General features: G+C 64.8%; 27 protein-coding genes. 13 read left to right on the top strand and 14 right to left on the bottom strand.

All coding sequences use genetic code 11. From position 1 onward, the window contains the following. Window position 1: 1 nt before the first annotated feature. Complete coding sequence (locus WJU21_RS13000; RefSeq protein WP_346323870.1) at window positions 2-2,173, bottom strand: molybdopterin-dependent oxidoreductase; 2,172 nt, start codon at window positions 2,171-2,173, stop codon at window positions 2-4. Window positions 2,174-2,376: 203 nt separating this feature from the next. On the opposite strand from WJU21_RS13000, the gene WJU21_RS12995 reads away from it, so the two are divergent. Both WJU21_RS12995 and WJU21_RS12990 read left to right on the top strand, forming a co-directional pair. After that, window positions 2,377-3,321, top strand: coding sequence for an OmpA family protein (locus WJU21_RS12995; RefSeq protein ID WP_346323869.1), 945 nt, complete (start codon window positions 2,377-2,379; stop codon window positions 3,319-3,321). Window positions 3,322-3,396: 75 nt separating this feature from the next. Beyond that, window positions 3,397-3,930 (top strand): GNAT family N-acetyltransferase, encoded by a 534-nt coding sequence (locus tag WJU21_RS12990; RefSeq protein ID WP_346323868.1) that lies wholly within the window; start codon window positions 3,397-3,399, stop codon window positions 3,928-3,930. Between the two features lie 25 nt (window positions 3,931-3,955). On the opposite strand, the gene WJU21_RS12985 is transcribed toward WJU21_RS12990, so the two are convergent. The 4 genes from WJU21_RS12985 to mobA form a co-directional block, all read right to left on the bottom strand. Then, a complete protein-coding gene (locus tag WJU21_RS12985; RefSeq protein ID WP_346323867.1) occupies window positions 3,956-4,873 on the bottom strand; it encodes an SMP-30/gluconolactonase/LRE family protein in 918 nt (305 codons plus the stop codon). Window positions 4,874-4,922: 49 nt separating this feature from the next. Continuing rightward, window positions 4,923-5,261: a hypothetical protein gene (locus WJU21_RS12980; RefSeq protein ID WP_346323866.1), complete on the bottom strand. Its 339-nt coding sequence runs from the start codon at window positions 5,259-5,261 to the stop codon at window positions 4,923-4,925. 82 nt (window positions 5,262-5,343) lie between these two features. Further along, window positions 5,344-5,874, bottom strand: a complete 531-nt coding sequence (locus tag WJU21_RS12975; RefSeq protein WP_346323865.1) for a VOC family protein — start codon at window positions 5,872-5,874, stop codon at window positions 5,344-5,346. Between the two features lie 22 nt (window positions 5,875-5,896). Beyond that, window positions 5,897-6,511 carry a molybdenum cofactor guanylyltransferase MobA gene (gene mobA / locus WJU21_RS12970; RefSeq protein ID WP_346323864.1) on the bottom strand — a complete coding sequence of 205 codons (615 nt, stop codon included), beginning with the start codon at window positions 6,509-6,511 and terminating at the stop codon, window positions 5,897-5,899. Between the two features lie 46 nt (window positions 6,512-6,557). Here mobA and mobB point away from each other — a divergent pair, with 46 nt between their 5' ends. Both mobB and WJU21_RS12960 read left to right on the top strand, forming a co-directional pair. Further along, entirely contained in the window at window positions 6,558-7,067 is a 510-nt protein-coding gene (mobB, locus tag WJU21_RS12965) for a molybdopterin-guanine dinucleotide biosynthesis protein B (protein WP_346323863.1), read from the top strand. A gap of 32 nt (window positions 7,068-7,099) precedes the next feature. Next, window positions 7,100-7,567, top strand: coding sequence for an iron-sulfur cluster assembly scaffold protein (locus tag WJU21_RS12960; RefSeq protein ID WP_346323862.1), 468 nt, complete (start codon window positions 7,100-7,102; stop codon window positions 7,565-7,567). A gap of 159 nt (window positions 7,568-7,726) precedes the next feature. Here WJU21_RS12960 and WJU21_RS12955 read toward each other — a convergent pair whose 3' ends face one another. Beyond that, window positions 7,727-9,325: a long-chain-fatty-acid--CoA ligase gene (locus tag WJU21_RS12955; RefSeq protein WP_346323861.1), complete on the bottom strand. Its 1,599-nt coding sequence runs from the start codon at window positions 9,323-9,325 to the stop codon at window positions 7,727-7,729. Window positions 9,326-9,456: 131 nt separating this feature from the next. Here WJU21_RS12955 and WJU21_RS12950 point away from each other — a divergent pair, with 131 nt between their 5' ends. Both WJU21_RS12950 and WJU21_RS12945 read left to right on the top strand, forming a co-directional pair. After that, on the top strand, window positions 9,457-10,428 hold the full coding sequence (locus tag WJU21_RS12950; RefSeq protein WP_346323860.1) for a D-2-hydroxyacid dehydrogenase: 972 nt from the start codon (window positions 9,457-9,459) through the stop codon (window positions 10,426-10,428). Window positions 10,429-10,519: 91 nt separating this feature from the next. Then, window positions 10,520-11,323: a class II aldolase/adducin family protein gene (locus WJU21_RS12945; RefSeq protein ID WP_346323859.1), complete on the top strand. Its 804-nt coding sequence runs from the start codon at window positions 10,520-10,522 to the stop codon at window positions 11,321-11,323. 69 nt (window positions 11,324-11,392) lie between these two features. Here WJU21_RS12945 and WJU21_RS12940 read toward each other — a convergent pair whose 3' ends face one another. Both WJU21_RS12940 and WJU21_RS12935 read right to left on the bottom strand, forming a co-directional pair. Continuing rightward, a complete protein-coding gene (locus tag WJU21_RS12940) occupies window positions 11,393-11,554 on the bottom strand; it encodes an entericidin A/B family lipoprotein (RefSeq protein WP_346323858.1) in 162 nt (53 codons plus the stop codon). A gap of 189 nt (window positions 11,555-11,743) precedes the next feature. After that, on the bottom strand, window positions 11,744-11,893 hold the full coding sequence (locus tag WJU21_RS12935; RefSeq protein WP_346323857.1) for an entericidin A/B family lipoprotein: 150 nt from the start codon (window positions 11,891-11,893) through the stop codon (window positions 11,744-11,746). 152 nt (window positions 11,894-12,045) lie between these two features. On the opposite strand from WJU21_RS12935, the gene WJU21_RS12930 reads away from it, so the two are divergent. Next, window positions 12,046-12,678 (top strand): nitroreductase family protein, encoded by a 633-nt coding sequence (locus WJU21_RS12930; protein WP_346323856.1) that lies wholly within the window; start codon window positions 12,046-12,048, stop codon window positions 12,676-12,678. Between the two features lie 116 nt (window positions 12,679-12,794). On the opposite strand, the gene WJU21_RS12925 is transcribed toward WJU21_RS12930, so the two are convergent. After that, window positions 12,795-13,772: an alpha/beta hydrolase gene (locus WJU21_RS12925; protein WP_346323855.1), complete on the bottom strand. Its 978-nt coding sequence runs from the start codon at window positions 13,770-13,772 to the stop codon at window positions 12,795-12,797. Between the two features lie 100 nt (window positions 13,773-13,872). Further along, window positions 13,873-14,805, bottom strand: a complete 933-nt coding sequence (locus tag WJU21_RS12920; protein ID WP_346323854.1) for a thioesterase family protein — start codon at window positions 14,803-14,805, stop codon at window positions 13,873-13,875. Between the two features lie 166 nt (window positions 14,806-14,971). Between WJU21_RS12920 and WJU21_RS12915 the strand changes: the two genes are divergently transcribed. Together WJU21_RS12915 and WJU21_RS12910 are read left to right on the top strand one after the other, a co-directional pair. Next, a complete protein-coding gene (locus WJU21_RS12915; RefSeq protein ID WP_346323853.1) occupies window positions 14,972-15,496 on the top strand; it encodes a hypothetical protein in 525 nt (174 codons plus the stop codon). Between the two features lie 25 nt (window positions 15,497-15,521). Next, entirely contained in the window at window positions 15,522-15,965 is a 444-nt protein-coding gene (locus WJU21_RS12910) for a nuclear transport factor 2 family protein (protein ID WP_346323852.1), read from the top strand. Window positions 15,966-16,011: 46 nt separating this feature from the next. Here WJU21_RS12910 and cofD read toward each other — a convergent pair whose 3' ends face one another. From cofD to npdG, 3 genes are read right to left on the bottom strand one after another with little or no spacing between them, the layout of a single operon-like run. Further along, a complete protein-coding gene (gene cofD / locus WJU21_RS12905) occupies window positions 16,012-16,950 on the bottom strand; it encodes a 2-phospho-L-lactate transferase (RefSeq protein WP_346323851.1) in 939 nt (312 codons plus the stop codon). After that, window positions 16,947-17,711: a coenzyme F420-0:L-glutamate ligase gene (gene cofE / locus WJU21_RS12900; protein WP_346323850.1), complete on the bottom strand. Its 765-nt coding sequence runs from the start codon at window positions 17,709-17,711 to the stop codon at window positions 16,947-16,949. The genes cofD and cofE overlap by 4 nt, the downstream gene beginning before the upstream one ends. A gap of 2 nt (window positions 17,712-17,713) precedes the next feature. Further along, window positions 17,714-18,385 carry an NADPH-dependent F420 reductase gene (gene npdG / locus WJU21_RS12895; RefSeq protein WP_346323849.1) on the bottom strand — a complete coding sequence of 224 codons (672 nt, stop codon included), beginning with the start codon at window positions 18,383-18,385 and terminating at the stop codon, window positions 17,714-17,716. Between the two features lie 146 nt (window positions 18,386-18,531). On the opposite strand from npdG, the gene WJU21_RS12890 reads away from it, so the two are divergent. Genes WJU21_RS12890 through WJU21_RS12875 form a run of 4 tightly spaced genes read left to right on the top strand, consistent with a single transcriptional unit; the run spans window position 18,532 to window position 23,488 of the window. Next, window positions 18,532-19,512 (top strand): TIGR03619 family F420-dependent LLM class oxidoreductase, encoded by a 981-nt coding sequence (locus WJU21_RS12890; protein ID WP_346323848.1) that lies wholly within the window; start codon window positions 18,532-18,534, stop codon window positions 19,510-19,512. A 56-nt stretch (window positions 19,513-19,568) separates the two neighbouring features. Continuing rightward, window positions 19,569-20,264, top strand: coding sequence for a 2-phospho-L-lactate guanylyltransferase (gene cofC, locus WJU21_RS12885; protein WP_346323847.1), 696 nt, complete (start codon window positions 19,569-19,571; stop codon window positions 20,262-20,264). Further along, window positions 20,261-22,687 (top strand): 5-amino-6-(D-ribitylamino)uracil--L-tyrosine 4-hydroxyphenyl transferase CofH, encoded by a 2,427-nt coding sequence (cofH, locus tag WJU21_RS12880; protein WP_346323846.1) that lies wholly within the window; start codon window positions 20,261-20,263, stop codon window positions 22,685-22,687. The genes cofC and cofH overlap by 4 nt, the downstream gene beginning before the upstream one ends. 24 nt (window positions 22,688-22,711) lie before the next feature. Next, window positions 22,712-23,488 carry a methyltransferase domain-containing protein gene (locus WJU21_RS12875; RefSeq protein ID WP_346323845.1) on the top strand — a complete coding sequence of 259 codons (777 nt, stop codon included), beginning with the start codon at window positions 22,712-22,714 and terminating at the stop codon, window positions 23,486-23,488. Here the strand turns inward: WJU21_RS12875 and WJU21_RS12870 are convergent. Continuing rightward, window positions 23,472-24,095 carry a TetR/AcrR family transcriptional regulator gene (locus WJU21_RS12870; protein WP_346323844.1) on the bottom strand — a complete coding sequence of 208 codons (624 nt, stop codon included), beginning with the start codon at window positions 24,093-24,095 and terminating at the stop codon, window positions 23,472-23,474. The genes WJU21_RS12875 and WJU21_RS12870 overlap by 17 nt on opposite strands. Window positions 24,096-24,183 lie beyond the last annotated feature (88 nt).

Genomic DNA, 24,183 nt, shown 5'->3' with positions numbered 1-24,183 from the left:
CTTATTGGGCTGCGATGTTTTGATCGACCCGCGTCAGATTGACCGGTATGGCGCTCATGCGCGGCATGCCGGTTCGCGAATCGTAGTCCTTCTCCACATTGGTCAGACGGCCCGTATTGGAGCCGATGAAGAACACCTGCTTGTCGAATTCCGGCGCATCGCCAAACGAATGCGCCATGGAGATCACGCCCGGCCGCACATCCGGCGCCTCCTCGATGATGCCGAGGATCGAGGCGTGGTCCGACGAAATCTTCACCACGTCGCCGGGATTGAGGCCCAGCGCCGCGATGTCGCCTGGATTCATGAAGGCCGGGTTGTAGCTGTGGTTGCGCACCAGCGCCGGAATGTCGCGGCCCGACGAATTGTAGACGTCGTTCATGCGGCGGCTGACCAGCCGATGGGAATAGCGCACGGCGGTATAGCCGGCGTGGCCGGTGACCGGCTCGGACGACACCTGGGCCAGTTCCTCCATCATGGCGACGTTGCCGATATCGAGCTTTTCCGCACAATCCTCGTCCTTCGGCAGCACCAGGATGTCGGGATCATCGAAAATGTGGCCATGCGGATACTTCTTTACCGCGGACAGCGGAATCCGCGATCCCTTGCACAGCATCTCGAAGACATCGTCGGTAGACGGCTTGTGGACCATGTCCAGCGTCTCGCCGTTGACGCGCAATTGCAGGCCCATCCGCTGGGCGAGGCCGTAGAAGAACTCCCATTCCTCGACCAGATCCGACCCGGCCGGCGGATCGACGATCTTCGGCTGGTACATGGCGTAAGGCTCGGGATAGCCGGTCGAGAAGCCGTAGAACCAGATGAACTCGTTGGGCTGGGATATCGCCGGCGCCTCGAGGCCCAGCCGCGGCGGAATCACGTAATCCGCCATCTTCGCGGTCGCCGACATCTTGATGTCGAGGGTCACGTTGAGGTCGAGCTTCTTCATCGCCTCATAGGTCTTGAGCTGGTCGGGCCAGGCGGCCATCGGATTGCCGCCGACGCTGATCAACGCCTTCACCTGGCCTTCGCCGTCGAGCAGGATCTCGTCGGCAAGCGCGGCGGCGGTCAGGCCGCTGACATTCTCGCCAAGACCGCGTACCCGCAGCTTCTCGCCATAACCCCAGGCCTGAGTCGGTCGGGGCTCAGCCTGCGCCTTGCCGCGGCGCTCCGGGATCAGCACGAACGGATTGGGCATCTTCTCGCCCTCGCGCAGCCACCGGCCGCACAAGGTGTTGATCACCAGCACCATATATTCCGTCAAGGTGCCGCGCGGCGCCATGTTCGGCCCGGTTCCGGCCGTGGTCATGCCACGTTTGCCCGATGCGTAGACCCTTGCCGCCTCAATCAGCAATTCCTCGGGAACATCTGCCCGCTCCGAAACGTATGTAGGCGTGAAGGGCGCGACGGCCTGTTTCAGTGCCTCGAACCCTTCGACTTCGTGTTCGAGGAAATCACGGTCGTAGAGGCCTTCCTCGATGATGACGTGGGCGATGCCAGCCAGGATCGTAGGATCCTCGCCCGGCTTGCACTGCAGGTGGATATGAGCCTTTTCGGCGCATTCGGTCTTACGGGGATCGATCACAATCAGCTTCATGCCGCGGCGCAGGGCGTCGTGCAGCCGTTTGGCGGGGTTGTACTGCGGAATGCCGCCCCACTTGGACACCACCGGATTCGCGCCCACCAGCATCCACGTATCCGAATCGGAGAACGGCTGCGGCCCCGCGCTCCAGCGACCATGCAAGGCGATGGCCATTGGCTTTCCCGGCTGGTCGATGCTGCCGGAGGAAAACTTCATCGGCGAACCGATCGCCTGCATGAAGGCGCCTGCGATCGCCGAGCCCGCCGGATAGGGAAACGAGTAGGTCGCCGTGTAGAGCGCGACCGAGCGCGGACCATGGGTGGCGATCAGATCGGTCAGGCGCGCGGCGATATCGTCCAGCGCGGCATCCGAAGTCACAGTTTCGTGAGTGCCCGAAATCTTGCGGAGCGGTCGAAGAACTCTTTCGGGATGGTAATGCTGCTGCGGCAACTGCCGGCCTTTGACGCAGGTATATCCGAAATACATCGGATTATCCTTGTCGCCGACGACCTTCACGGCCTTGCCATCGGTGACTGTTACCTTTATGCCACAGAAAGAGTGACAAAAACGGCAGATCGCCGTTTGCGTCTCAGCCATGACCGTCTCCCCGCTTCTGGCTGCACGATAACATGCATGCTTGAAGGTGGAGCCTACGATGCCATATCGGCCTTGACAAGGCCCGAAGGGAACCAAGACTCTACTCGCCACAAGCTGCGAATAAACTTTCAACTTTCGTCGCACATATGCGATATATATCAACGGAGCTGGGCTATGGGTGAAACGCAAGGAGGGTTGTGCGTATGAACCGAATTGGAAAATATGTCGTGCTTGGACTGGGCATTGTTACGCTCGGTGCCTGCGCCACGACGGACAACTTGGATACCTACAATAATGCCAAGGGCGCGTGCACGGCCGAATCGGCGTTCAACGCGGCCTTGTGCAATGGCTACAATCAGCTCGCGTCGGAAGAGCAAACTCCGTACGAGCCTTACATCATTGATCCGCGCGACCGGGACTACTACGCAACGAAGGCAATTGCTGCTGGCGCTGGCCAGACGCCGCTGCCGTCGAATGTTGCCGGTCCGCTGCCGCCGGAAGGCTGTGGCAACGATCAGGAAGCGGCGCCCTGCGCCGCTGTGCCGGACACTCGTCCGATTCCTGGTGAAGCAATCGCCGAGGTTACCGATGGCCGTGCCCGCCTGATGGCGGCGTTCGACGCCGGTGGCCGTGAAAAGGCACCCGATCCGGCTGCCCGTGCTCAGACCCAGTTCGATTGCTGGATCGAGCAGCTGGAAGAAAACTATCAGCCGCAGGATATCGCGCGCTGCCGCCAGGGCTTCCTGGATGCGTTGGCCGAGTTGGAGAAGGCTCTGATGCCGCCGCCAGTGGCCGAGCCGGAACCCGGTAAGCCGGAACCGTTCCTCGTGTTCTTCGACTTCGACATGTCGAACATCACGCCGGAATCGGCTCAGGTCATCACCGAGGCCGCTCGCAAGGCCAAGGAGACCGGCGCTGTCGCGATCCAGGTCATCGGTCACACTGACCGGTCTGGCCCGCCCGCCTACAATGACAAGCTCTCCATGCGCCGCGCCAATGCGGTCAAGGCCGAGCTTTCGAAGAACGGTATCGACGCGTCGACCATCACGGTCGAAGGTCGCGGCGAATCCGATCCTCTCGTCCCGACCGCCGACGGTGTGCGCGAGCCGCAGAACCGGCGTGCGGAAGGCATCTGGATCTATCGCTAGTATCCAGAGCTGACGCCAAGATCGAGGGCGCGTGCTACGGCACGCGCCCTTTTTCTTTGTCCGGAGGCTTAGGTCATGCAGCCGATCATCGAGACGCTTCGATTAGTGCTGTCTCCTGCCGTGCCGGGTGACGCCGGCCGCCTGGGCACCCTGCTCGCATGGCCCCAGGTTCGACGATTCCTCTGCGACGACAGAGTGCTGAGCCCGGACGAAGTCTCGGACCTGCTCGCCGAGGCGCTGGCGGCGGGTGCGGGCGGACTGGGGTTCTGGTTGCTCACGACGAAGCCCGGTTCGTTTGTCGGGCTCGCCAGCCTGATGCCCGTGTACGAAAGCGCGGCAGCCGCATTCCCCGACTTTGCCGGCGATGTCGAGCCCACCATCGCGCTCGAGCCGGCGGCGTGGAGCCATGGCTATGCCGGTGAAGCGCTCGCCGCGTTGATCGCGCATGCGGGCACTCTGGGCCACACCCGCCTCGCCGCGCTGGTCGACGCGCCCAACATGCGCTCGCACCGGATGGTGGAGCGGGCCGGATTCGCCAGGATCGGCACCGCGCGCGGCCCAAGGCACACGCTGGTCGCCTATGTAGCGGCAACCAGACGCGCGCGCTGAGCCGGCCTGCGGCTCGCCGATTGTCCTATTGGTTGAGGAAGTTGAGCGGCAGTCCCGCGCGCGGCCACTCGCAGCTTACCAGCTTGCCGGTAGTCGAGAGGGTAACGAACGCCGTCCTCAGGTCCTTGCCACCGAAACAGATGTTGGTGGTGAGGATATCCGGGAACGGGAAATGTTCGGTGCCGGATCCATCGGGGCTAAAGCTGGTGATGCCGCCATTGATCAGCGTCGCCACGCAGACATTCCCTTCCGCGTCGACCGCCATGGAATCGAGCAGCTGATGGCCCGGCAGGCCGGACACCAGCCGGTGCGGCTGGCCGTTCGGCTGCTTGCGCGCCTTGCCCGGCGCATCCAGATCGACGGCCCAAAGGCGGCCGGTGGTGGTTTCGGCGAAATACAGCACCGTCTCGTCCGGCGACAGGGCGCAGCCATTGGCGGTGATGACGCCATGAACGATGCGGGTGACGGCGCTGCCGTCCGCCTTGGCGTAATGCACCGAACTCAGGTCCATGTCCCACTGCCGGCGCTTGCCCAGATCGGTGAAATAGAATCCGCCTGACCTGTCGAACACCAGATCGTTTGGCCCCTTTAGCGGCTCACCGTCGCATTCGGTATAGAGAACCTTGATCTCGCCGGTATCCGGGTTGACCTTCTCGATCCTGCCGCCCTTGTAGTCGTCGGACTGGTTGCCCGGCATCAGGCCACCGTCCGGCAGATTGTGCCAGGCGAAGCCGCCATTGTTGCAGATGTAGATCCAGCCGTCGGGCCCCATGGCCGCGCCGTTGGGGCCGTCGCCGACCTTGGCGATCATTTCGATCTTGCCGTTGGGCATGACCCGGGACAAAGCGCCGCGCTCGATCTCCACCAGGATGACCGAGCCGTCCGGCATGGCGATCGGACCTTCCGGAAACCGGAGACCCGAGGTGACTTCCGTGATCTTCATGCGTTCCTCCCCAATTCAGCGTGCCGGACCATCCATGATGCAGGGCGGCTCAGCCGAACTTGACCTGTTCCTTGTACCAGCCCGAGCCGATGATCTTCATGGAGTTGTTGTTGGGCAGGCGCTTGTCCCAACCCTTCGGGTCGGCCTGATAATCGTCGAGAATCTTCTGGGCGGCGGTCGCGTCGTCGCCCTCGAATTCATAGATGGTGATATAGCCGCCGGGCATATCGCCCTTGAACGGCTGCTCGGCCTGGAAACAGCGAACGCTGGTGACGTTGGGGCAGTTGAAAGTGTCCTCGACGTGATTGCCCAGATACCAGTCGCGGAATGCCTGCACGTGGTCTTCGGTCTTGGCGTCCACCACGCCGATCAGGACAAGCTTACCCATCGTCATTCCCCATTCCATTCATGTGTGAAGGTTCGCGGGCGAGGTTAGGCGAGCCTCGCCGGTTTGACAAGCAAGCCTGCAGCTAGACCTCGCGCACGGGGTCCGATCCGTCCCAGTCCCGGGCGGCGTCGATCAGCATGGTCTGGAAATCGACCAGATCCTGCCGCCTTTCCACCAGTTCGACCATCACGCCCAGATCGGCGCGCGTATCCATGTAGGCAAAGCGGCCGCCGATGTCGGGCGCACCGCCCGTGGTTACCGCCGGATAGCCCAGCTTTTCATATTTCAGCTTCACCGCGTCGAAGTCATCGACCCAGACGCCGACATGATGAAAGCCGCCCTTGTCCGGGCTGAACACGTCGCGGTAGGCGCTGGGGCTGTCGTCATGTTGCTGAATCAGCTCGATCTCGATGTCGCCGGCCTGTGCCAGCGCGAACGATGCGTCCAGCCTGGCCGGCTTGCCGCGATAGGTGATCTCGCCCGCGTCGAGATGCCGGTAGATGTAGAACGGGCCGACGCCCAGTTTCCCGGTCCAGCGCTGCAGCGCCGCGTCGATATCCGGCACCACATAGGAATTCTGGAACACTTTCAGGCCAAGCGGCAGGTCTATCATCGGTCGTCTCCCCATTGCCCGCTCACTCTACGCCCAGCCGCTCGGCCGCGGCCAGTTCTTCGGGGGTATTGACGTTGAAAAACGGATCCACCGGCGACTCCTCGAACACCGCCGTGTGCGCGCCGGTGCGCGCCGCCCAGTCGCCCGCCCGGCGTCCGCCGCCGGCGAGGAAATCGGCGAGGCCATCGCGCAGGCGCCTGTGGAACAGGCCGGCAACCGGATGCAGCCTGCCGCCCGACGACGCCACCGCCGCCGGCGCATCGCCTGCCGCCTCGATCAGCCGCGCCACGAGATCCCGGGGCAGGAACGGCGAATCGCACGGCACGGTCAGTATCCAGCCGGCGGGCAAAGCCTGAGCCGCGGCCCAGTCCATACCGGCAAGCAGCCCGGCCAGTGGCCCGGGATAGCCTTCCACCGTATCGCCGATGACCGGTAGCGCGAACCGCTTCCACCGGTTCGGATCGCCGTTGGCGTTGAGCACGAGGCGGTCGACCTGGGGCATGACACGGTCGATCACATGGCACAGCACAGGCTTTCCGCCAAGCGGCAGCAGCCCCTTGTCGCCACCGCCCATGCGGCGCGACAGTCCACCCGCCAGGATGACGCCGAGCACACCGCTTGTGGCTGTATTTTCCATGAGCCGTCCCTAAGATAACGGTCAATCATAGGGGGGAGCGGCCCAAATGCACGTAATCGGCATCGTCGGCTGGAAGAACAGCGGCAAGACGACGCTTGTGGTCGAACTGGTCCGCCTGTTGACGGGCCGCGGCCTCAAGGTCGGCACCATCAAGCACGCGCATCACAGCTTCGACATCGACCAGCCGGGCAAGGACAGCTACCGCCACCGCGATGCCGGCGCTACCGACGTGATCGTCGCCTCGGGCACGCGCTGGGCGCAGGTGCACGAGTTGCGCGGCCAGGCCGAGCCGGAACTGGCCGACCTGCTGCCGCGCATTTCGCCGGATACGGACATCGTCCTGGTGGAAGGCTTCAAGCGGGACCCGCACGACAAGATCGAGGTGGTGCCGGCCGACTTCGACGGCAGGCTGCTGACGCTCGATGACCCTCATGTGATCGCCCTCGCCAGCGACGCGCCCGGCCTGCCGCAGGTGAAGGTGCCCGTGCTGCGGCGCTCGGACCCGGCGCAGGTGACCGCGTTCATCCTGCGGCATCTTGGCATCGGAACCGTTTGACGGCCCCAGCCGCGCGCCTATATCAACCGGCCATGCTCGATGCCCTCTACAACAAGGACGTGCTGCGCCGCGCCGCCACCATCGGGCGGACCGGACGGCTTGCGGCGCCCGACGCCAGCGTGACCCGCGTCTCGCCCGTATGCGGCAGCCGGATCACGGTGGACGTGACCGTGACGGACGGCGTGGTCAGCGACTATGCCCAGGATGTCCGCGCCTGCGCGCTGGGCCAGTCATCGGCGGCCGTGCTCGCCGAGAAAATCGTGGGGCGCGGCGTGGCCGAGCTACGCGATGTGGCCGGCAGGTTGCGCGCCATGCTGGTCGACGGCGCGCCACCGCCGGAAGGCGACTGGGCCGGTCTTGCCATCCTCGCACCGGTGCACGACCACAAATCCCGACACGGCGCCGTCATGCTGCCATTCGAGGCGGTGATCGACGCGATCGCCGAGGTGACGGGCGAGGACGGGGTTGCTGCAGAGATGCAGCTGACGAAGCGCTCGTAAGCATTAACAAACATCGTCATCCCCACGCACGCGGGGACCCAGTTCTTCATAGAGCAAGAACCCTTAATGCACAGCTCCAACGACAAAGGGCACCGCGATGGCGGTGCCCTTCGAAGAGCTGGGTTCCCGCGTGCGCGGGAATGACAACCAAGGTTTGAGCTAGCTCACCTGGCGTTCGCGGCCGGCCCAGAATGGCTCGCGCAGGACGTGCTTCATCAGCTTGCCGGTGCCGTTGCGCGGCAGTTCGGCAACGAAGTCGACCGACTTCGGCACCTTGTAGCCGGCAATATGGCCGCGGGCGAAGCTGATCAGCTCGTCGGCGCTCAGGGTCTTGCCGTCCTCAAGCGCGACGATCGCCTTCACCTCCTCGCCCCAGCGCTCGCTGGGAATGCCGATGACAGCGGCTTCCTTGACCGCCGGATGCTCGTAGAGCGCGGCCTCGACCTCGGCTGAATAGACGTTCTCGCCGCCGGTGACGATCATGTCCTTCAGGCGGTCCTGAATGTAGAGATAGCCTTCCTCGTCCACCATGCCGACGTCGCCGGAATAGTACCAGCCTTCGGCATCCAGCACCTTGGCCGTGTCCTCGGGACGCTTGTAATAGCCGACCATGGGCGCAGCGGTGCGGATGGCGATCTCGCCGGGCGTGCGCACGGGCAGAACCTCGCGGGTGACCGGATCGACGATCCGCAACTCGTGCAGTTCGCTGGGCTTGCCGCAGCTCTTCATCTTCTCGGTCGGCGTCAGCGTGTGATCGGTGGGCTCGAGGAACGTCGCCGTGCCGGCGATCTCGGTCATGCCGTACATCTGCACGAAGCCGCAGCCGATCACCTCGACCGCCTCGCGCATCAGCTCGGGCGGAATCGGCGAGGCGCCGTAGCTGATCAGCTTGATCGAGCTGAGGTCGGCGCCCTGACGGGCCTTGTCGAGCAGGATCTTCAGCACCGCCGGCACCATGAAAATCTTCGCGACCCTGTACTGCAGCACGGCGTCGACCATCTTCTGGGCATCGAAATCCGGATGGATGACCACGGTGGTGCCCATGCGCAGATTGCCCAGGATCGACCCGTTGCCCGACAGGTGGAAGTTCGGCGCGATGCACAGCGAGACCTCGTCCGGGTTATACGCCTTCCAGGTGCCTTCCAGCAGGGTCGGATCCGGTGGCTCGCCGGTCCAGCCCAGATAGGCCGCGTCGTTGGGAATCTGCACGCCCTTCGGGCGGCCGGTGGTGCCGCTGGTGTAAAGCTGCACATAGACGTCGCGCGGCGCCGAATGGATGCCGGTGTCGCTATCGTCCTGCGCGTCACGCCACCGGGCGAAATCGCCCCAATCCTTGTAGGAGCCTTCCAGCACATAGACGTGCTGCAGCAGCGGAAGCTTGTCCTTGAGCTGGGCGACGAGTGGCGCGAACTCGCTGCTGACGAACAGCACCTTCACGTCGGCATCGTCCATGACGAACTGCACTTCGGGCGGCGCCAGGCGCCAGTTGACAGGCACCAGCACGGCATTGGCCTTGCTCGTCCCGGAGATGATCTGCGGGTGGAAGTCCGTGTTCTTGCCGTAATAGCCAACCCGCTCCTGCGGCTTCACGCCGAGCTTGATCAGGCCGTTGGCCACCTGATTGCTGTAGCGGTCGAGCTGCGCGAACGTGGTGGTCCGATCCTCGTAGATCGTCGCAATCTTGTCGGGTGTGCGCTCAGCGTGATAGCGAACGCTGTCGCCGATATTGAATGCATCGTTCAATTTGTACTCAGGCATGACTGCCGGTGCTCCCGTTCAAATCCGTCTTCCCATGGGGCGGGATTTTAGCGAGAAGTCGCCAGCCCGCAACCAGCAACCTCGCATGTTCCCATTTGCCCTGTTATGTAGCGAGTCGAGGGAGAAATACCATGAAACTGCTCATCTATGCGCCAGCTTACGAACGCATTCGCGATCGGATGCCCCAGGGCGTCACACCGCTGCTGATCCATCCGGATGGCAGCCTGACCCAGAACGGCGATTCCATCGACGCCGAGGACGCCCGGTTCGACATCGCCTGGGCCTCGACGGATCTGTACGTCACCGGACCCAGCCGCGCCAATTTCGCCCTGCTGACCGCGGCCCGCGACCTGAAATGGTTCCAGTCCGGCGCGGCCGGCTTCGACCATCCCATCTTCGCCAAGGTCGCCGCCACCGGCACCATCATGACCCGGAGCGATGCCCAGGGCATCGCCATCGCCGAATTCGTGCTGGCACGGACCCTGGAGGCTTTCCAGGACGCCGCCGGCCGCGTCGCCAAGCAGAAGGCCCGTCAGTGGCGCCGCCATCCGTTCCGGGATATCTGGGGCACCACCTGGATGGTGGTCGGCTATGGCGCCATCGGCCGCGAGATCGGCATTCGCGCCCGCGCTTTCGGCGCGAGGGTGATCGGCGTCCGCCGGACGCCGTCGGCCTCCGATCCGGCCGACGAGATGATCACGCCGGACCAGGTGCTGGCCACCGTACCGCGCGCCGACGTGGTCGTACTGGCCGCACCCCATTCGGACAACACCGACAAGCTGGTGAATGCCGGCTTCATTACCGCGATGAAGGACCAGTCGGTATTGGTGAACATTGCCCGCGGCCGGCTGGTGGACGAGGGTGCGCTGCTGGCCGGACTCGACAGGGGCAAGCCGTCGATGGCCATCCTCGACGTGTTCGAGAAAGAGCCGTTGCCGGCCGAAAGCCCGTTCTGGGATCATCCGAAGGTCCTGCTGAGCGCCCACTGCGCCGCCGACAGCCCCATGAATATTGCCCGGGGCGACGAGGTTTTCCTCGGCAACCTCGAGCGCTATCTGAAAGGCGAGCCGTTACGGCTGGTGGTGGACGACATCAAGGGCTGAACTAACGCCGTGCCTGCCGGGAGCATCGCTTGACGGTGTTACCGGGCAGGACGACAATAGGACCAACTCAGAGATTCTGGAGACGAAAGACATGGCACAGCAGCAATCCGTGGCGATCAAGGTCGACCGCGCCGCCCTGCCGCCCTTCGACCGCAACGCGATCTCGGCCGCGGAGTGGCAGGCCCGGGTCGACCTGGCCGCCACTTACCGCCTGGTGGCGCTGCATGGCTGGGACGACATGGTGTTCACCCACATCTCGGCGCGCGTCCCCGGACCCGAGCACCACTTCCTGATCAACCCCTATGGCATGATGTTCGAGGAGATCACCGCGTCGAGCCTGGTGAAGATCGATCTGGAGGGCAAGCCGCAGCACGCGACGCCGCACTACGTCAACGCGGCGGGCTTTACCATCCACAGCGCCATGCACATCCACAGCGAAAACGCCAATTGCGTCATCCATACCCATTCGGACGACGGGGTCGCCGTGGCGGCGCAAAAGCACGGCCTTCTGCCGATCTCGCAGACGGCCATGGTGATGTGGGGCGACATCGCCTATCACGACTATGAGGGCGTCGCCCTCGACCTGGACGAGCGCGAGCGGCTGTTGCGCGACATGGGCGACAAGCACTGCATGGTGCTGCGCAATCATGGTCTGCTGACCGTGGGCAAGAACTGCGCCGACGCGTTCCTGCGGCTCTATTACATGGAACGTGCCTGCACCTATCAGGTGAAGGCGCTGTCAGCCGGCATGGAGAACATCAACATGCCCAACCAGGGCATGCCGGAGCATACCGCCGAACTGGTACAGTGGAGCTTTGACGGCGGCGCCGGCAAGCTGAGCTGGCCCGCGCTGCTGCGCAAGCTGGACCGCGAGAATCCCGGCTACGCCGACTAGACGCGCCCGGCGGCCGGACACAAAAAAGGGGAGCCGTGAGGCTCCCCTTCGTCGTTTGGCCGCGGCCTGTTACCTGGCGTCGACCGGCTTGTCCTGCGCCTTGTCGAGTTCGCGCTCGCCGGCCTTGCCGACGCTTTCAACGTCCTGGCCCGCGCCTTGCACCGTATTGCAGGCGCCCAGCGCCGCGACAACGGCCACGATCATCAGCTTCTTGACGGTATCCGACTTCATGATTTTCTCTCCTCGGGTGTAACGGTAATGTCGCCGCCACGTCCCGTCGGGGAGGCAGCATGAAGCCTTAACGCCGCGAGCTGTCGATTGGTTCGAGGGTCACGAAAATTAAGCGGTAGCCCTGCACCCGGCGAATGCCGCGCCCGGCCATCGGGCGAGCGCGGCAGGATCGCCGCCAGCAGGACCCGACTACATGCCTTCCTTGGCCTTGTCGAGCGTCCGCTCGCCCGCCTTGCCGACGCTCTCCACGTCCTTGCCTGCACCCTGTACCGTGTTGCAGGCGGCGACCAGGGTCACCAGCGCGACGACAGCAAGCTTCTTGATGGTCTGGGTCTTCATGGTTCTGCCCTCCAGGTTGTTACTTTTTGAAACGCGACCCCAAATTCTGGGCCACACACGAACGGCGATCAACGTCGGTGATGCGGCACCGGCTCACCTTCACGAAATCTTTAGGCTACAGTGACACCGCAAACGAGGAATTGGAGGGTGAATTGGACGTTTTTGAGGCGATGGAAACCTGCCGCGCCGTGCGGTTCTTCAAGAAGGACCCGGTGGCGGACGAACTGATCGATAAAATCCTGTATGCCGCAACCCGGGCGCCAAGCCCCGGCAACTCGCAGGGCTGGGACTTCATCGTGGTCACCGACCGGACGATCAAGGAAAAGCTGTCGGAGAAGGTCACCGAGGTGATCGACGCCACGGTGGAGAATATCCAGAAAAGCATGGGCGGCCTGGATGCGCTCGACGACGTCACCCGCCGCATGCTGCAGGGGACGCAGAACATGGCGCATACCCTGGCCGACATCCCGGTGATCATCCTGGTCTGCGGCAAGAAGGTCTATCCGCCGCAATCGCCCACCGAGCAGTTCGTCTGGTCGGCGCTCTATCCGGCGGCGCAGAATATCACCGTGGCCGCCCGCGCGCTGGGCCTTGGCACCTGCTTCACCACCTACCAGAACACCTGCGAGAAGGAGTTGCGCGAGCTGCTCGACATCCCGTCGGATGTCTACATCGCCGCGTTCATCCCGGTCGGCTGGCCGGCGATCAATTTCGGCCCGCTGGCGCGGCGGCCGGTGAGCGACTTTGTCCACCGGAACGGCTGGCAGGGGGATTTGCGGGGGTAGTCTCGTTTACCCCTAAACGTGTCATTCCGGCGAAGGCCGGGATCCAGTGATCACAGGGCTGTGACCCTTCCCCGTTCTGGGTTCCGGCCTTCGCCGGGATGACAACTATTTGTTTGCTAACCGAACTTCCGCTTCAGCCACGGGATCATCAGATCGCACAATTCGTCGGGCTTTTCGTGGCCGGTCCAGTGCCCGCAATCCTCGAGCACCGCGACCTCAAGGTCCTTCACATAGGGCTTCATCGGCTCGGAGCAGCCGGGCATGCCTGACGGATCATCGGTGGCCTCGACCATCAGGCAGGGCACGTTGATGTTCGGGTCGAGGTCCTTCACCGCCCGCCAGTTGGCCGAGATGTTCCTGTACCAGTTGAGGCCGGGCGTGATGCCGGTGCGGCGGAACGCGGCGAGGAAATAGTCCAGCTCGTCGTCGGTCAGCACGAACTCGCCGCGCGGCTTCTCGGCGAACACCAGGTTCTCCATGGTCAGGATGCGCTTTTCCTTCGGCAGCGCCTGGAAATCGCTCATCTTGAACAGCGCCTTGCGGTAGAGGCCGGTGAACAGCTTGTCGAGATGGGCGTTGAACTTGGCGTCGGACGAGTCCGGATTGTCCGGCCCCTTGTTGTGGAAGTTCACCACATATTGCTCGTCGCCCCACTCCTCGCGCAGCGCCACCAGCGGATCGCGCGGGATCAGCGGCGCCGGCCTGTAGGGCGTGTTGACGCCGACCACGCCGGCCACGTGCGGCCGCTGCAGCAGCGCGGATGACCAGACCACCGGCCCGCCCCAGTCGTGCCCCACATAGACCGCCTTGCTCAGCCCAAGCGCGTCGAGCAGCCCGGCCATGTCGGCGGCCAGCTCGGTGACGGCATAGTCCTCGGTGCGCGGCGGGCAGTCACTGCGGCCGTAGCCGCGCTGGTCGGCGGCGATGGCGCGGAACCCGGCCTCGGCAAGCCTTGGCATCACCCGGTGCCAGGAGAACGCCAGTTCGGGAAAGCCGTGGCACAGCAGCACCGGCACGCCCTCGCCCATTTCGTAATAGGCGATGCGGATGCCGTTGGTGTCGGCGAATTTCGGTTCCGGAAAATTGACGGCCATCGGACTCCCCTTCCGTTCAGGCGTGAGGCGAGAGGATGGCGGAGCCGGAACGGTTAAACAATTGCTTTGCGATTCAGCAATAGCAGCCGTTACGACATTGTCACGCCGCCAGCCCCGGGATCACCAGCTTCTGCAGGTGCGCCTTCCGCTCTTCGGGTAGCGGCACGACCTTGCGCGCTTCCAGGTCGAGCGTAATGCCGATGGCTTCGGAGGCCGAGACCAACTCGCCGGTCTCGCCGTTGAAGGTCCAGTGGACGATGTGGTTGGCCTTCTCGCCCACATGTTTGAGGCCGGAGCGGACGACGACGATGTTTCCCCGGTGCAGCGGCTTGTTGAAACGCAGCCGGTACTCGAGCACGGCGCCGCCATATTTGCTGGTCGAGCGTTCCTTGCCGGTGTCGACCGGGCGGTAGTGGCGCGCCAGGTGCACCACGCCGTCCGAGATGCGGCCGATATAGAACTCGGGCAGCATGATGCCGGCGTCGTCGCATTCTATGGGCTGGACGACGCCGCGGGTGATCTCGATCAGGCCCATGTTCTCGGTCTGGGCAAGACTCGGCGCACCGCGCGCGAAGATGCCCGGATCGTCGAGCGCGATGCTGCGCGGCGCGCCGTGGGGCGGCAGGTCCATCAGCAACGCCTCGGCGCGGGCGCGCACCGGCTCGGCCAGCGGCATGGGTTCGCCGGTCTTGCGGTCGCGGGAGACGATCAGCATGTTGAAGGTGGCCGAGACCGCGTCGGTGTGGCCGTTGACCAGCTCGACATAGACCCGCAGCCGGTCCTCGCCGACCTCCAGAATCCCGGCGCGGCCGACCAGACCCCAGCCCGGATGCATTTCACGCAGAAACCGCAGGTGCTGGTCGGCGACCGCCATCTCGAGGCCGGACACCCGGCGGGCGGTACGCGACATGCCCAGGTGATGCCAGAGCGTGGCCAGTCCTTCGCCGACCTTGGAGGCGTAGAAACGCACGTTGAGATGGCCGTTCTCGTCGCATTCCCAGGTGTTGGCCATGCCCTTGAAGATGTCGATCATCGCATTCCCCGCCGATTGGAGTGTGGCCAGAAGGGTTATCGCGCGGCACGGGCCATGTAAACCTGCGTGGAAAAGATCAGCGCCGCCGCTTGCGACGGGGACGGTGACCGCCTACCCTCGCAAACCGAATCGGCAGCAATGACTTTCCTTCGAAACGAGGTGGGGAATGACGAACTACGCGGAAGACTATGAAGACGTGACCCAGTATCCGCTGGATCCGGATCGCGAGGCGCAGCTGCGCAAGATGCAGCGGGAATGCACCTTCATCTGGACCAACAAGGCCGGTGAACCGGTGGGCGTGATCATGTCCTACCTGGACACCGACGACGGCCGCATCTGGCTGACCGGCGCCGAACAGCGCGCCCGGTTCCCGGCGGTCAAGCGCGACCCGCGCACCTGCGTGGTGATCACCAGCGCCGGCACCGAATGGGGCGCGGGCAAGACCGTGACCTACAAGGGCATCTCGGTCATCCACGACAAGGCGAACCGGGAAATCAAGGACTGGTTCTATCCCACCTTCGCCCGCAAGCTGTACGGCCATGTCAGCGAAGCCCGGGTGCAGCAGTTCGTCCAGTTCCTGGACTCGCCCGCCCGTGTGGTGATGGAATTCATCCCCACCAAGAAGATCGTCTATGACGGCGACAAGATGGCCGCGGCCACGCCGGCCGTCGATGGCGTCGCCAATCGTTAATCCACAGACAACGGGGAACCGAACAATGCCTACCGAACTCGAAGACCGCATGGAAATCCAGCATCTCGCCCAGGTCTACGCCGATGGCGTGATGCAGCGCGATGTCGAACTCTGGGGCAACACCTTCTCCAAGGATGGCGCCTGGGCCCTGCCCGGCATGGAAAAGCCCCTGCAGGGCCATGACGTGCTGAAGCCGACCTGGAGCCGGATCATGGAAGGGTATCCCCACGTGCTGCATTTCGTGCAGCCGGGCGTGATCACCATCAATGGCGACACGGCCAAGGCCCGCTTCTACGTGCAGGAAAACATCAAGGACGCCAAGGGCGAGATGAGCCGCACCGTGGGCGTCTACAATGACGACCTGGTGCGCGAGAACGGCAAGTGGAAGTTCAAGTTCCGCAAGTTCGACGTGCTGTATCGCGGCCCGTACGACCTGACCGGCAACTTCATGGATTACCCGAAGGGCTGATCCGGCGCGCATGATCGGGGCCGCGCGATCCGTCGCGCGGCCTTTTTCATGCCTTCAGCGCCACGGCGAAATCCAGCACCGCGCGCGCAAGCCCGGTGCGGTCGTCGATGGTCTTCATCACCGTGTTGGTGACATAGGTGGAGACGCCCAGCGTATCCGCCATATCCGCATCCTCGGTGTCGAGGACGAGCCCGTCGATCAGGTCGCGGTAGTGGTGGGCGATGGTGGCTTGCGTCACGTCGAGGCCCAACTCGGCCATCAGCTTGGCCGTCGGCCCCTTGATCGCCTTGCCGCCGACAATGGGCGATACGGCGATGACCGGCGCGGCATGGCCCGACAGCGCCTGGCGGATGCCGGGTATCGCCAGCAACGGATCGACGCTGAGATAGGGGTTGGACGGGCAGATCACGATGGCGTCGAGATCGTCCTGCAGCGCGGCGATCAATGCCGGGCTGGGCATGGCCGTACCGGCGCCCTCGAAACGGATGCCGCGCACTTCCGGCTGGCACCGGTCCCTGACGAAATAGTGCTGAAACGCCAGGTCGCCGTCGTCGGTCTCGATGATCGTGGCGACCGCGTCGTCGGTCATCGGCGCCAGCAGCGGGCCGATCCCGAAAGCCCGGGCGAAATCGGCTGTGACCTGGCTGAGGCTCTGGCCATCCATCAGCCGGCGGGTGCGCTCCACATGGGTCGCCATGTCCTTGTCGCCCAGATTGAACCACGCCGGACCGCCGAGGGTGCGCAGGTTCTCCATGAACTCCCAGGTCTCGCCTGCCCGTCCCCAGCCCAGCTCGGTATTGGACAGGCCGCCCAGCGTGTAGGTGACCGTGTCGATGTCCGGGCAGATACGCACGCCCAGATGGGTGAAATCGTCGCCGGTGTTGACGATGACGGTCAGATTGTCACCCGGCACGATCAGCGAGAGTCCAAGAGCCAGCTTGGCGCCGCCGACGCCGCCGCACAGTGCGAGGACTTTACCCGTCACCGGAACATGTCCTCGTTCTTTGCGCGCACCAGCACGCTGGCGGGCCGTTCCCGGCGCGGCGTGTCGAGACCGCGGACGATGGCGACCGGCGTGCGCTCGGACGCCTCGCCCATGGCCAGGTTGGCCGCGGACGCAATCTGGTCGGCCACCGCCACCTCGGTCACTTCCAGCACCTTGCCGAACATGTCCATATCGCCGCGCTGATCCCACAACGGCTCCAGCCCGGCGCAGCCGATGGCCATGCCGGTGGTGCCGTAGCGCCACGCCCGGCCGACGCTGTCGGCGATGACCACGGCCACATCCACGCCGGCACGAGCGGTGATCGTCTCCCGCAAGCCGCGGGCGCTGGCGTCTGGATCGAGCGGCAGGAGCAGCGCCATGTCCACGCTGCCGCCCTCGACGTTGGAGCGGTCGATGCCCGCATTGGCGATGACCAGGCCAAGCTTCTGCTCGACGATCATCACGTTGGTCTTGGCGCGCAGGACCTCGTTGGATTCGCGCAGCACCAGTTCGACGACGCGGGGATCCTTGCCGGTGATTCCGGCCAGTTCCAGGGCCTTGCCGGATGGCGTCACCGCCTCCAGCGACACCAGCCGGCCTTCCGCCTTGGAGACGATCTTCTGGGCGAGGACGACGATATCGCCGTCGGCCAGCGTCTCGCCCATTGCCGCCAGCCCGTCGAGAACAAAGGCCGCGATGTCGTCGCCCGGCTGAACCAGCGGGATGCCGGGCACCGCGAAGACGCTCAGCCGGGTGGACATGATTATTCCGCTTCGCCAGGTGTCCCGGTGATGCGGATGCCGGAGCCGATGATCTTGTAGCGACGGTTGATGGTGATCAGCACCGAGGTCAGCGCTTCGGCGGCGGCCGAGTTGGCCAGCGGGCCGGCGCTCCAGCCTTTCATGCCCGCATCCTCGACCAGGCTCACGACCACGTCGCGCGCCTCGATGTCGTCACCCGAAACCAGCACGTCGCATTCGATGTGATGGTCGCTGTTGAGGTGCTCGGCGCCGATATTCTGGAACGCCGCCACAACCTTCACGCCGTCGCCGACAAAGGCCTGGGCGCGCACGGCGGCGCTGTCTTCCTCGGGCAACTGCACGCGGCCAACCTTGGGCGGCATCAGCGGCACGGTGGCGTCGATCAGGATCTTGCCTTGGACGCCGGTCTTGATCACTTCGAGCATGGGACGCTGATTGGAGAACGGCACGGTCAGCGCGACGATCTCGGCCGCTGCAGCCGCGGCGCCGTTTTCCATGCCGGTGACATCGCCGCCCACGTCGGCCTTCAGCGCGTCGGCCGCTTCCTGTGCCTTGCCCGCCTCGCGCGAGCCGATGATCACCTTGTGGCCCGCTTTCGCCCAGCGCCGCGCCAGACCGCCACCCAGTGCGCCCGTACCGCCGATGACGGCGATCGTCCGTTTGGTATTTGCCACGTGATTACCCTTTCAGTGTCACCGGTTTTCCGGTTGTGTAGCACGCTTGCCGAGGCTGGCAGCATCAAAAAAGATGTGCCAAGGTACCGCCACGCTTCAAGCCGCCGGTGACCGTCCGGCCGCCAATCCGCACAGGGGAGACACGCATGAAAGTCGGATTCAACATGCCGCAGCTGACGCAGTTCGCCAGCCAGAAAGCGGTTCATGAGTTCGCCACCATCTCGGACAAGATGGGATACGACTCGCTGTGGGTTCAGGATCACTTCCTTTATCCCGATAATCCGGTGCAGAGCCATCCCGTGCACCAGCACACGCTGGGCAAGGACAAGATCGTCCAGTGGCCGGACGCCTATGCCAGCATGCTCGCGCCGCTGGAAGCACTGGCCTATGTGGCCGGCATCACCAAGAACATCCGCCTGGGCACCTCGATCCTGGTGTTCGGCTACCATCGCCCGGTGACGCTGGCCAAGCAGGTCGCCACCATCGACGTACTCTCGAACGGCCGCTTCGATCTGGGCCTTGGCCTGGGCTGGGCGACCGAGGAATTCGCCCACATGGATACGCCGTTCGCCAAGCGCGGCGACCGCTGCACGGATTTCATCCGCGCGTTGCGGGCCGCCTGGGCCGACAATCCCACCGAGTACAACGGGACCTACTACAACTTCCCCAAGGGCCAGACCACGCCCAAGCCGGTGCAGAAGGACTGGAACGGGAATCCTGGCGTGCCGATCCTGGGCGCGTTCCTCAACGACCAGGGCTTCGACCGGGTCGCCGAGCTTTGCGACAAGTGGCACCCGGCCGGCCACCCGCCCGAACTGGCGGCCATGCGGCTTGCGCAGATCAACAAGCTGGCCGAGGAAAAGTACCGCCGCGAGCCCATGAAATGCGTCATGCGCGTGTTCGCTGCACCCAAGCTGCCGGGTATCAAGGAAATCGGCCCGCAGCTCATGCAGCCCAACTGGACCGGCACGGTCGACGACATGATGCCTCACCTGAAGGCCGCCAAGGCAGCCGGCATGGACGAGATCGTCATCGACTGCAGCTTCTTCCACGAGATGAAGAGCGACGAGGACTGGATTTCCCAGCCCGAGTTCTTCCGCCCGCTGCTGGAAGAAGCCAAGAGCTGATTCAAACCCCGGGCACGGGAGCGGACGGGTCCGCTCCCGGACCTTCAGCGGAGGCAATGATCCGCGAAACGTCGGACATCTGGGCGTTGCTGCCGGTCAAGCGCCTGAGCGGCGCGAAGCAGCGGCTGTCGCCCGTGCTGAGCGAGAGCGAGCGCACCAACCTGGCGCGCGCGATGCTGCTCGACGTGCTGGTGGCGCTGCGCCATGCATGGGGCCTTGCCGGCGTCGCCGTGGTCACCGAGGACAACGAGGCCAAGGCGCTCGCCAGGGAGCACGGCGCGGTACTGATCCCCGAGGCCGAGGGCGGGCTGAACGCGGCGCTGCGCGCCGGGCTCTCTCGCCTGGCCGAACTGGGCGCCGGCGGTGCGCTGATCATTCACGGCGACCTGCCGCTGGTTGCCGCGGGTGAAGTCACGGCATTCATCGCCGCCCATCCAGGCGGGCGAGCGGCCACTTTCTGCCCGGCCCTCGACGGCGGCACCAATGCCATGCTGGTATCGCCGGTCGACGCCCTGCCGCTGTCCTACGGCGAGGGCAGCTTCGAGAAGCACCGGGCCGCCGCGCTCGAGCGGGACATGGCCGTGACCCTGCTCGGCTTGCCCGGCCTCGAATTGGACATAGATACGCCTGAGGACCTGCGGGTTCTATTGGCGCGGGGCGCCCAGGGGCATACCATGGATTATTTGCTGGCGGCCGATGTTGCCACCCGGTTACAACAGACCCAAGCCACCTCATTGGGAACCGAGCAGTGAACCGCGAAGTCGTGTCCTATCTGGAAAAGGTCGAGGCCGGTCACCGGCCGACGCGCGAGGAAGCCCTGCTTCTCGCCGATGAGATCGATATTCCCCGGCTGATGGCGACCGCCGCCTTCCTGCGAGATCAGGGCCACCGCAATATCATCACCTTCTCGAAGAAGGTGTTCATCCCGCTTACCCATCTGTGCCGCGACGTCTGCCACTATTGCACCTTCGCCCAGCCGCCGAAGAAGGGCGAGCAGGTGTTCATGACGCCCGAGCAGGTGCTGGATATCGCGCGGCAGGGTGCGGCCATGGGCTGCAAGGAGGCCCTGTTCACCCTCGGCGACAAGCCGGAGCTGCGCTACAAGGCCGCCCGCGAGGCGCTGGCCGCGCTGGGCCACGAAACCACGCTGTCCTACCTGGCCGCCATGGCCAAGCTCGTCCACGAGGAAACGGGCCTGTTCCCGCACCTCAATCCGGGCCTGATGAGCGACGAGGACCTGGCCATATTGCGGCCGTTGGCGCCGTCCATGGGCATCATGCTCGAGAGCACGGCGATCAGCCTGCTGGAAAAGGGCAAGGCCCATCACGGCAGCCCGGACAAGGATCCGGCGGTGCGCCTCGAGGGACTGCGCCGCGCCGGCCGGGCACAGGTGCCGTTCACCTCGGGCATCCTGATCGGCATCGGCGAGACCCGCGCCGAGCGGATCGAAAGCCTGCTGGCGCTGCGCGATATCCACGACGAGTTCGGCAATCTGCAGGAAGTGATCATCCAGAACTTCCGCGCCAAGCCCGGTACGCGCATGTCGGACGCGCCCGAGCCCGACCTTGACGAGTTGCTGTGGACGCTGGCCATCACCCGCATCGTCTTCGGCCCGGAAATGAATATCCAGGTGCCGCCCAATCTCAGCCCCGGCCAGCTTCAGCCGCTGGTCGCCGCCGGGATCAACGACTGGGGCGGCGTCTCGCCGCTGACGCCCGATTTCGTCAATCCCGAGGCGCCTTGGCCGCACCTCGACAAGCTGGCCACCGAGACGGCCGCCACCGGCAAGCTGCTCATCGAGCGCCTGACCATCTATCCGGAATATGCCCTGCAACCCGAGCGCTGGCTCGATCCGGCCATGCGCACGTCCGTCATCCAGGCCATCGACAGCGAAGGCTATCCGCGCACCGAGGAGTGGTCGCCGGGCGAGGACACACCGCCGCCCGAGGCCGACCTGAAACTGCTGGCCGCGCACATGCCGGCGCGCGTCGATCCCTGGCTCAAGTCTATTCTGGACCGGGCGGTGAAGGGCGAGCGACTGGACGAGACCGAGGTCTCGCGCCTGTTCCTGGCCCGCGGCGACGAGTTCACCGCCGTGTGCCGCACCGCCGACCAGCTGCGCCAGAAGATGAACGGCGACACGGTGACCTATGTGGTCAACCGCAACATCAACTACACCAATGTCTGCTACTTCAAGTGCCAGTTCTGCGCCTTCTCGAAGGGCAAGCTGACCGAGAATCTGCGCGGGAAGCCCTATGTGCTGGGCATGGACGAGATCCAGCGCCGCACCCAGGAAGCCTGGTCGCGCGGCGCCACGGAAGTCTGCATGCAGGGCGGCATCCATCCGTCCTATACCGGCCAGACCTATATCGACATCACCAGGGCGGTGAAGGAAGCCGTGCCGGGCATGCATGTGCACGCCTTCTCGCCGCTGGAAGTGTGGCAGGGCGCCGAGACGCTGGGCATCTCGCTGAAGGAGTTCCTGAGCCGCCTGAAGGACGCCGGCCTCGGCACCCTTCCCGGCACCGCGGGCGAAGTGCTGGACGACGAGGTCCGGCGCGTCCTGTGCCCCGACAAGATCAACACCGCCCAATGGTTCGAGGTGATGGAAACGGCCCATTCGCTGGGCATCCGCACCACGTCGACGATCATGTATGGCCATATCGACGGCCCGATCAACTGGGCGCGCCACCTGCTGGGCCTGCGCGACCTGCAGGCAAGGACCGGCGGCTTCACCGAGTTCGTACCGCTCCCCTTCGTGCACATGGAAGCGCCCATCTACCTGAAGGGCCGGGCGCGCAAGGGCCCCACATTCCGCGAGGCGGTGCTGATGCACGCCGTCGCCCGCCTGACCCTGCACCCGCACATCACCAACATCCAGACCAGCTGGGTGAAGATGGGGCCGGAAGGGGTGAAAGCCTGCCTGAATGCCGGTGTCAACGACATGGGCGGCACCTTGATGAACGAGACCATCACCCGCGCCGCCGGCGCCAGCCACGGCCAGGAGATGGAGCCCTACCGGATGGAGGACATCATCCGCGGCAACGCCCGGTTGCCCCGGCAGCGCTCGACGCCCTATGGCGACGTGCCGGACGAGAGGGTGCGCGTCTCGTTCCAGGCCGCGCCGCTGGAAGACCTGCGCTTCACGGCGGCCAAGGAATACGAGCGCAGCTAAGTCGCCGACGCTGCGCCGCGTGACATGAACGATCTAGCGAGCATCGCCTGGGCTGAAGTCGCGGACCTGCTGGACCTCCAGTTGTCGCCGCTGGGTCTGCGCGCAATCGAGGCGCTTTCCCCCAGGACAGGAGACTCCGTACTTGATGTGGGCTGCGGCGCCGGCCAAACGGTTCTGCAACTCGCCGACCGGGTAGGGCCCGGCGGACGAGTAACCGGCGTCGACCTTGCGCCCCGGCTCCTGGAAGTGGCGCGCCGCCGGACAGTGGGCCACAGCCAGACCGACTTCATCGAATGCGATGCGCTGACGCTGGCGCTGCCCGAGCACAGCATCGACTGCGTCTTCTCCCGCTTCGGTGTGATGGCATTCCGGGACAGCATCGCGGCTTTCTCGAACTTTCGCCGGATGTTGAAACCTACGGGCCGGCTGGCCTTCGTCTGCTGGCGATCCCTGGACGAAAACGAACTGGATTATCTGCCGCTGCGGGCCGCCGGACTCGAGGCCCGCGTCGATCTGACACCCTTCAGCTTCGCCGATTCCGGCGACATCAGGACAGTGCTCGAGGCCGCCGGATTCCGGGACGGCGTCGCCGAGGCGCATGACGAAATGGTCTCCAGTGGAGATATGGACGCAATGACCGCCGTGCTGCTGAAAGTCGGCGCACTCGGCAGGATCATTCGCGAAAATCCGGAGATGAGAGCGGCTGCCGAATCGCGCCTGCGTGCGGCGCTGGCCGAACGCAGAGATCCTGCCGCTGTGGCATTGAACGCGGCAACCTGGATTGTCACCGCCCGGCGGTAAAAGCCGGTTCCGCGGGATGGGGCGTCGCCTGGCGTTCGATCGTCGCGATCTCGTCGGCCAGCACGGCGCGCTGGCGTTCGGGCGGCCATTGCTGCGGATCGAAGACGGTTTCGGTGGCGAGGCCGGTGATCATGGTGAGCAGGCGCCGCGCCCGCAATTCCAGAATCTGCTCGGGCATGTCGAGCCCCGCATACTCCCGCAGGAGCACGCGCCTCATCAGGTCGAGCGCCTCGCGCGCGCGGCGCTGCTGCTCGGCCAACATGTCCGGATCGTTGGCGACATGGCCCCAGAAGGCGATCCATACCTGCCAGTCGCGGATGCGTTCGTCATCCAGCGGCAGCAGCCACTCGACACAGTCCTGCAGCGGCTTGCCGGCGGCCAGTTCCTCGTCGACCCGGGCCACGGTTCCCTGGGCGGCCGAGCGGAAGATGTAGGTCATCAACTCGCGCTTGTTGCGGAAATAGTGCGACACGATGGCCGTGCTGTAGCCGGCGGCCTTGGCGATGTCGCGGAACGTGACACCTTCCAGGCCCGACTTGGCGAGCAACGTCGCGGCGATGGCAGCGACCTGCTTGCGGCGGGCTTCGTGATCGACGGGTGGCGGCATGGGAAAGGTTGCCGGATGCGCTGTTGAGTGATGGATCGTGTCTATCAAACCGCTTCGGCCAAGTCACGGGCCATGGTCGCGGACCAGC

Source organism: Emcibacter sp. SYSU 3D8 (assembly GCF_039655875.1).
Taxonomy (GTDB): Bacteria; Pseudomonadota; Alphaproteobacteria; order SMXS01; family SMXS01; genus RI-34.
The sequence above is the reverse complement of the archived record's forward strand: the minus strand, read 5'-3'. Positions and strand labels throughout refer to the sequence as shown.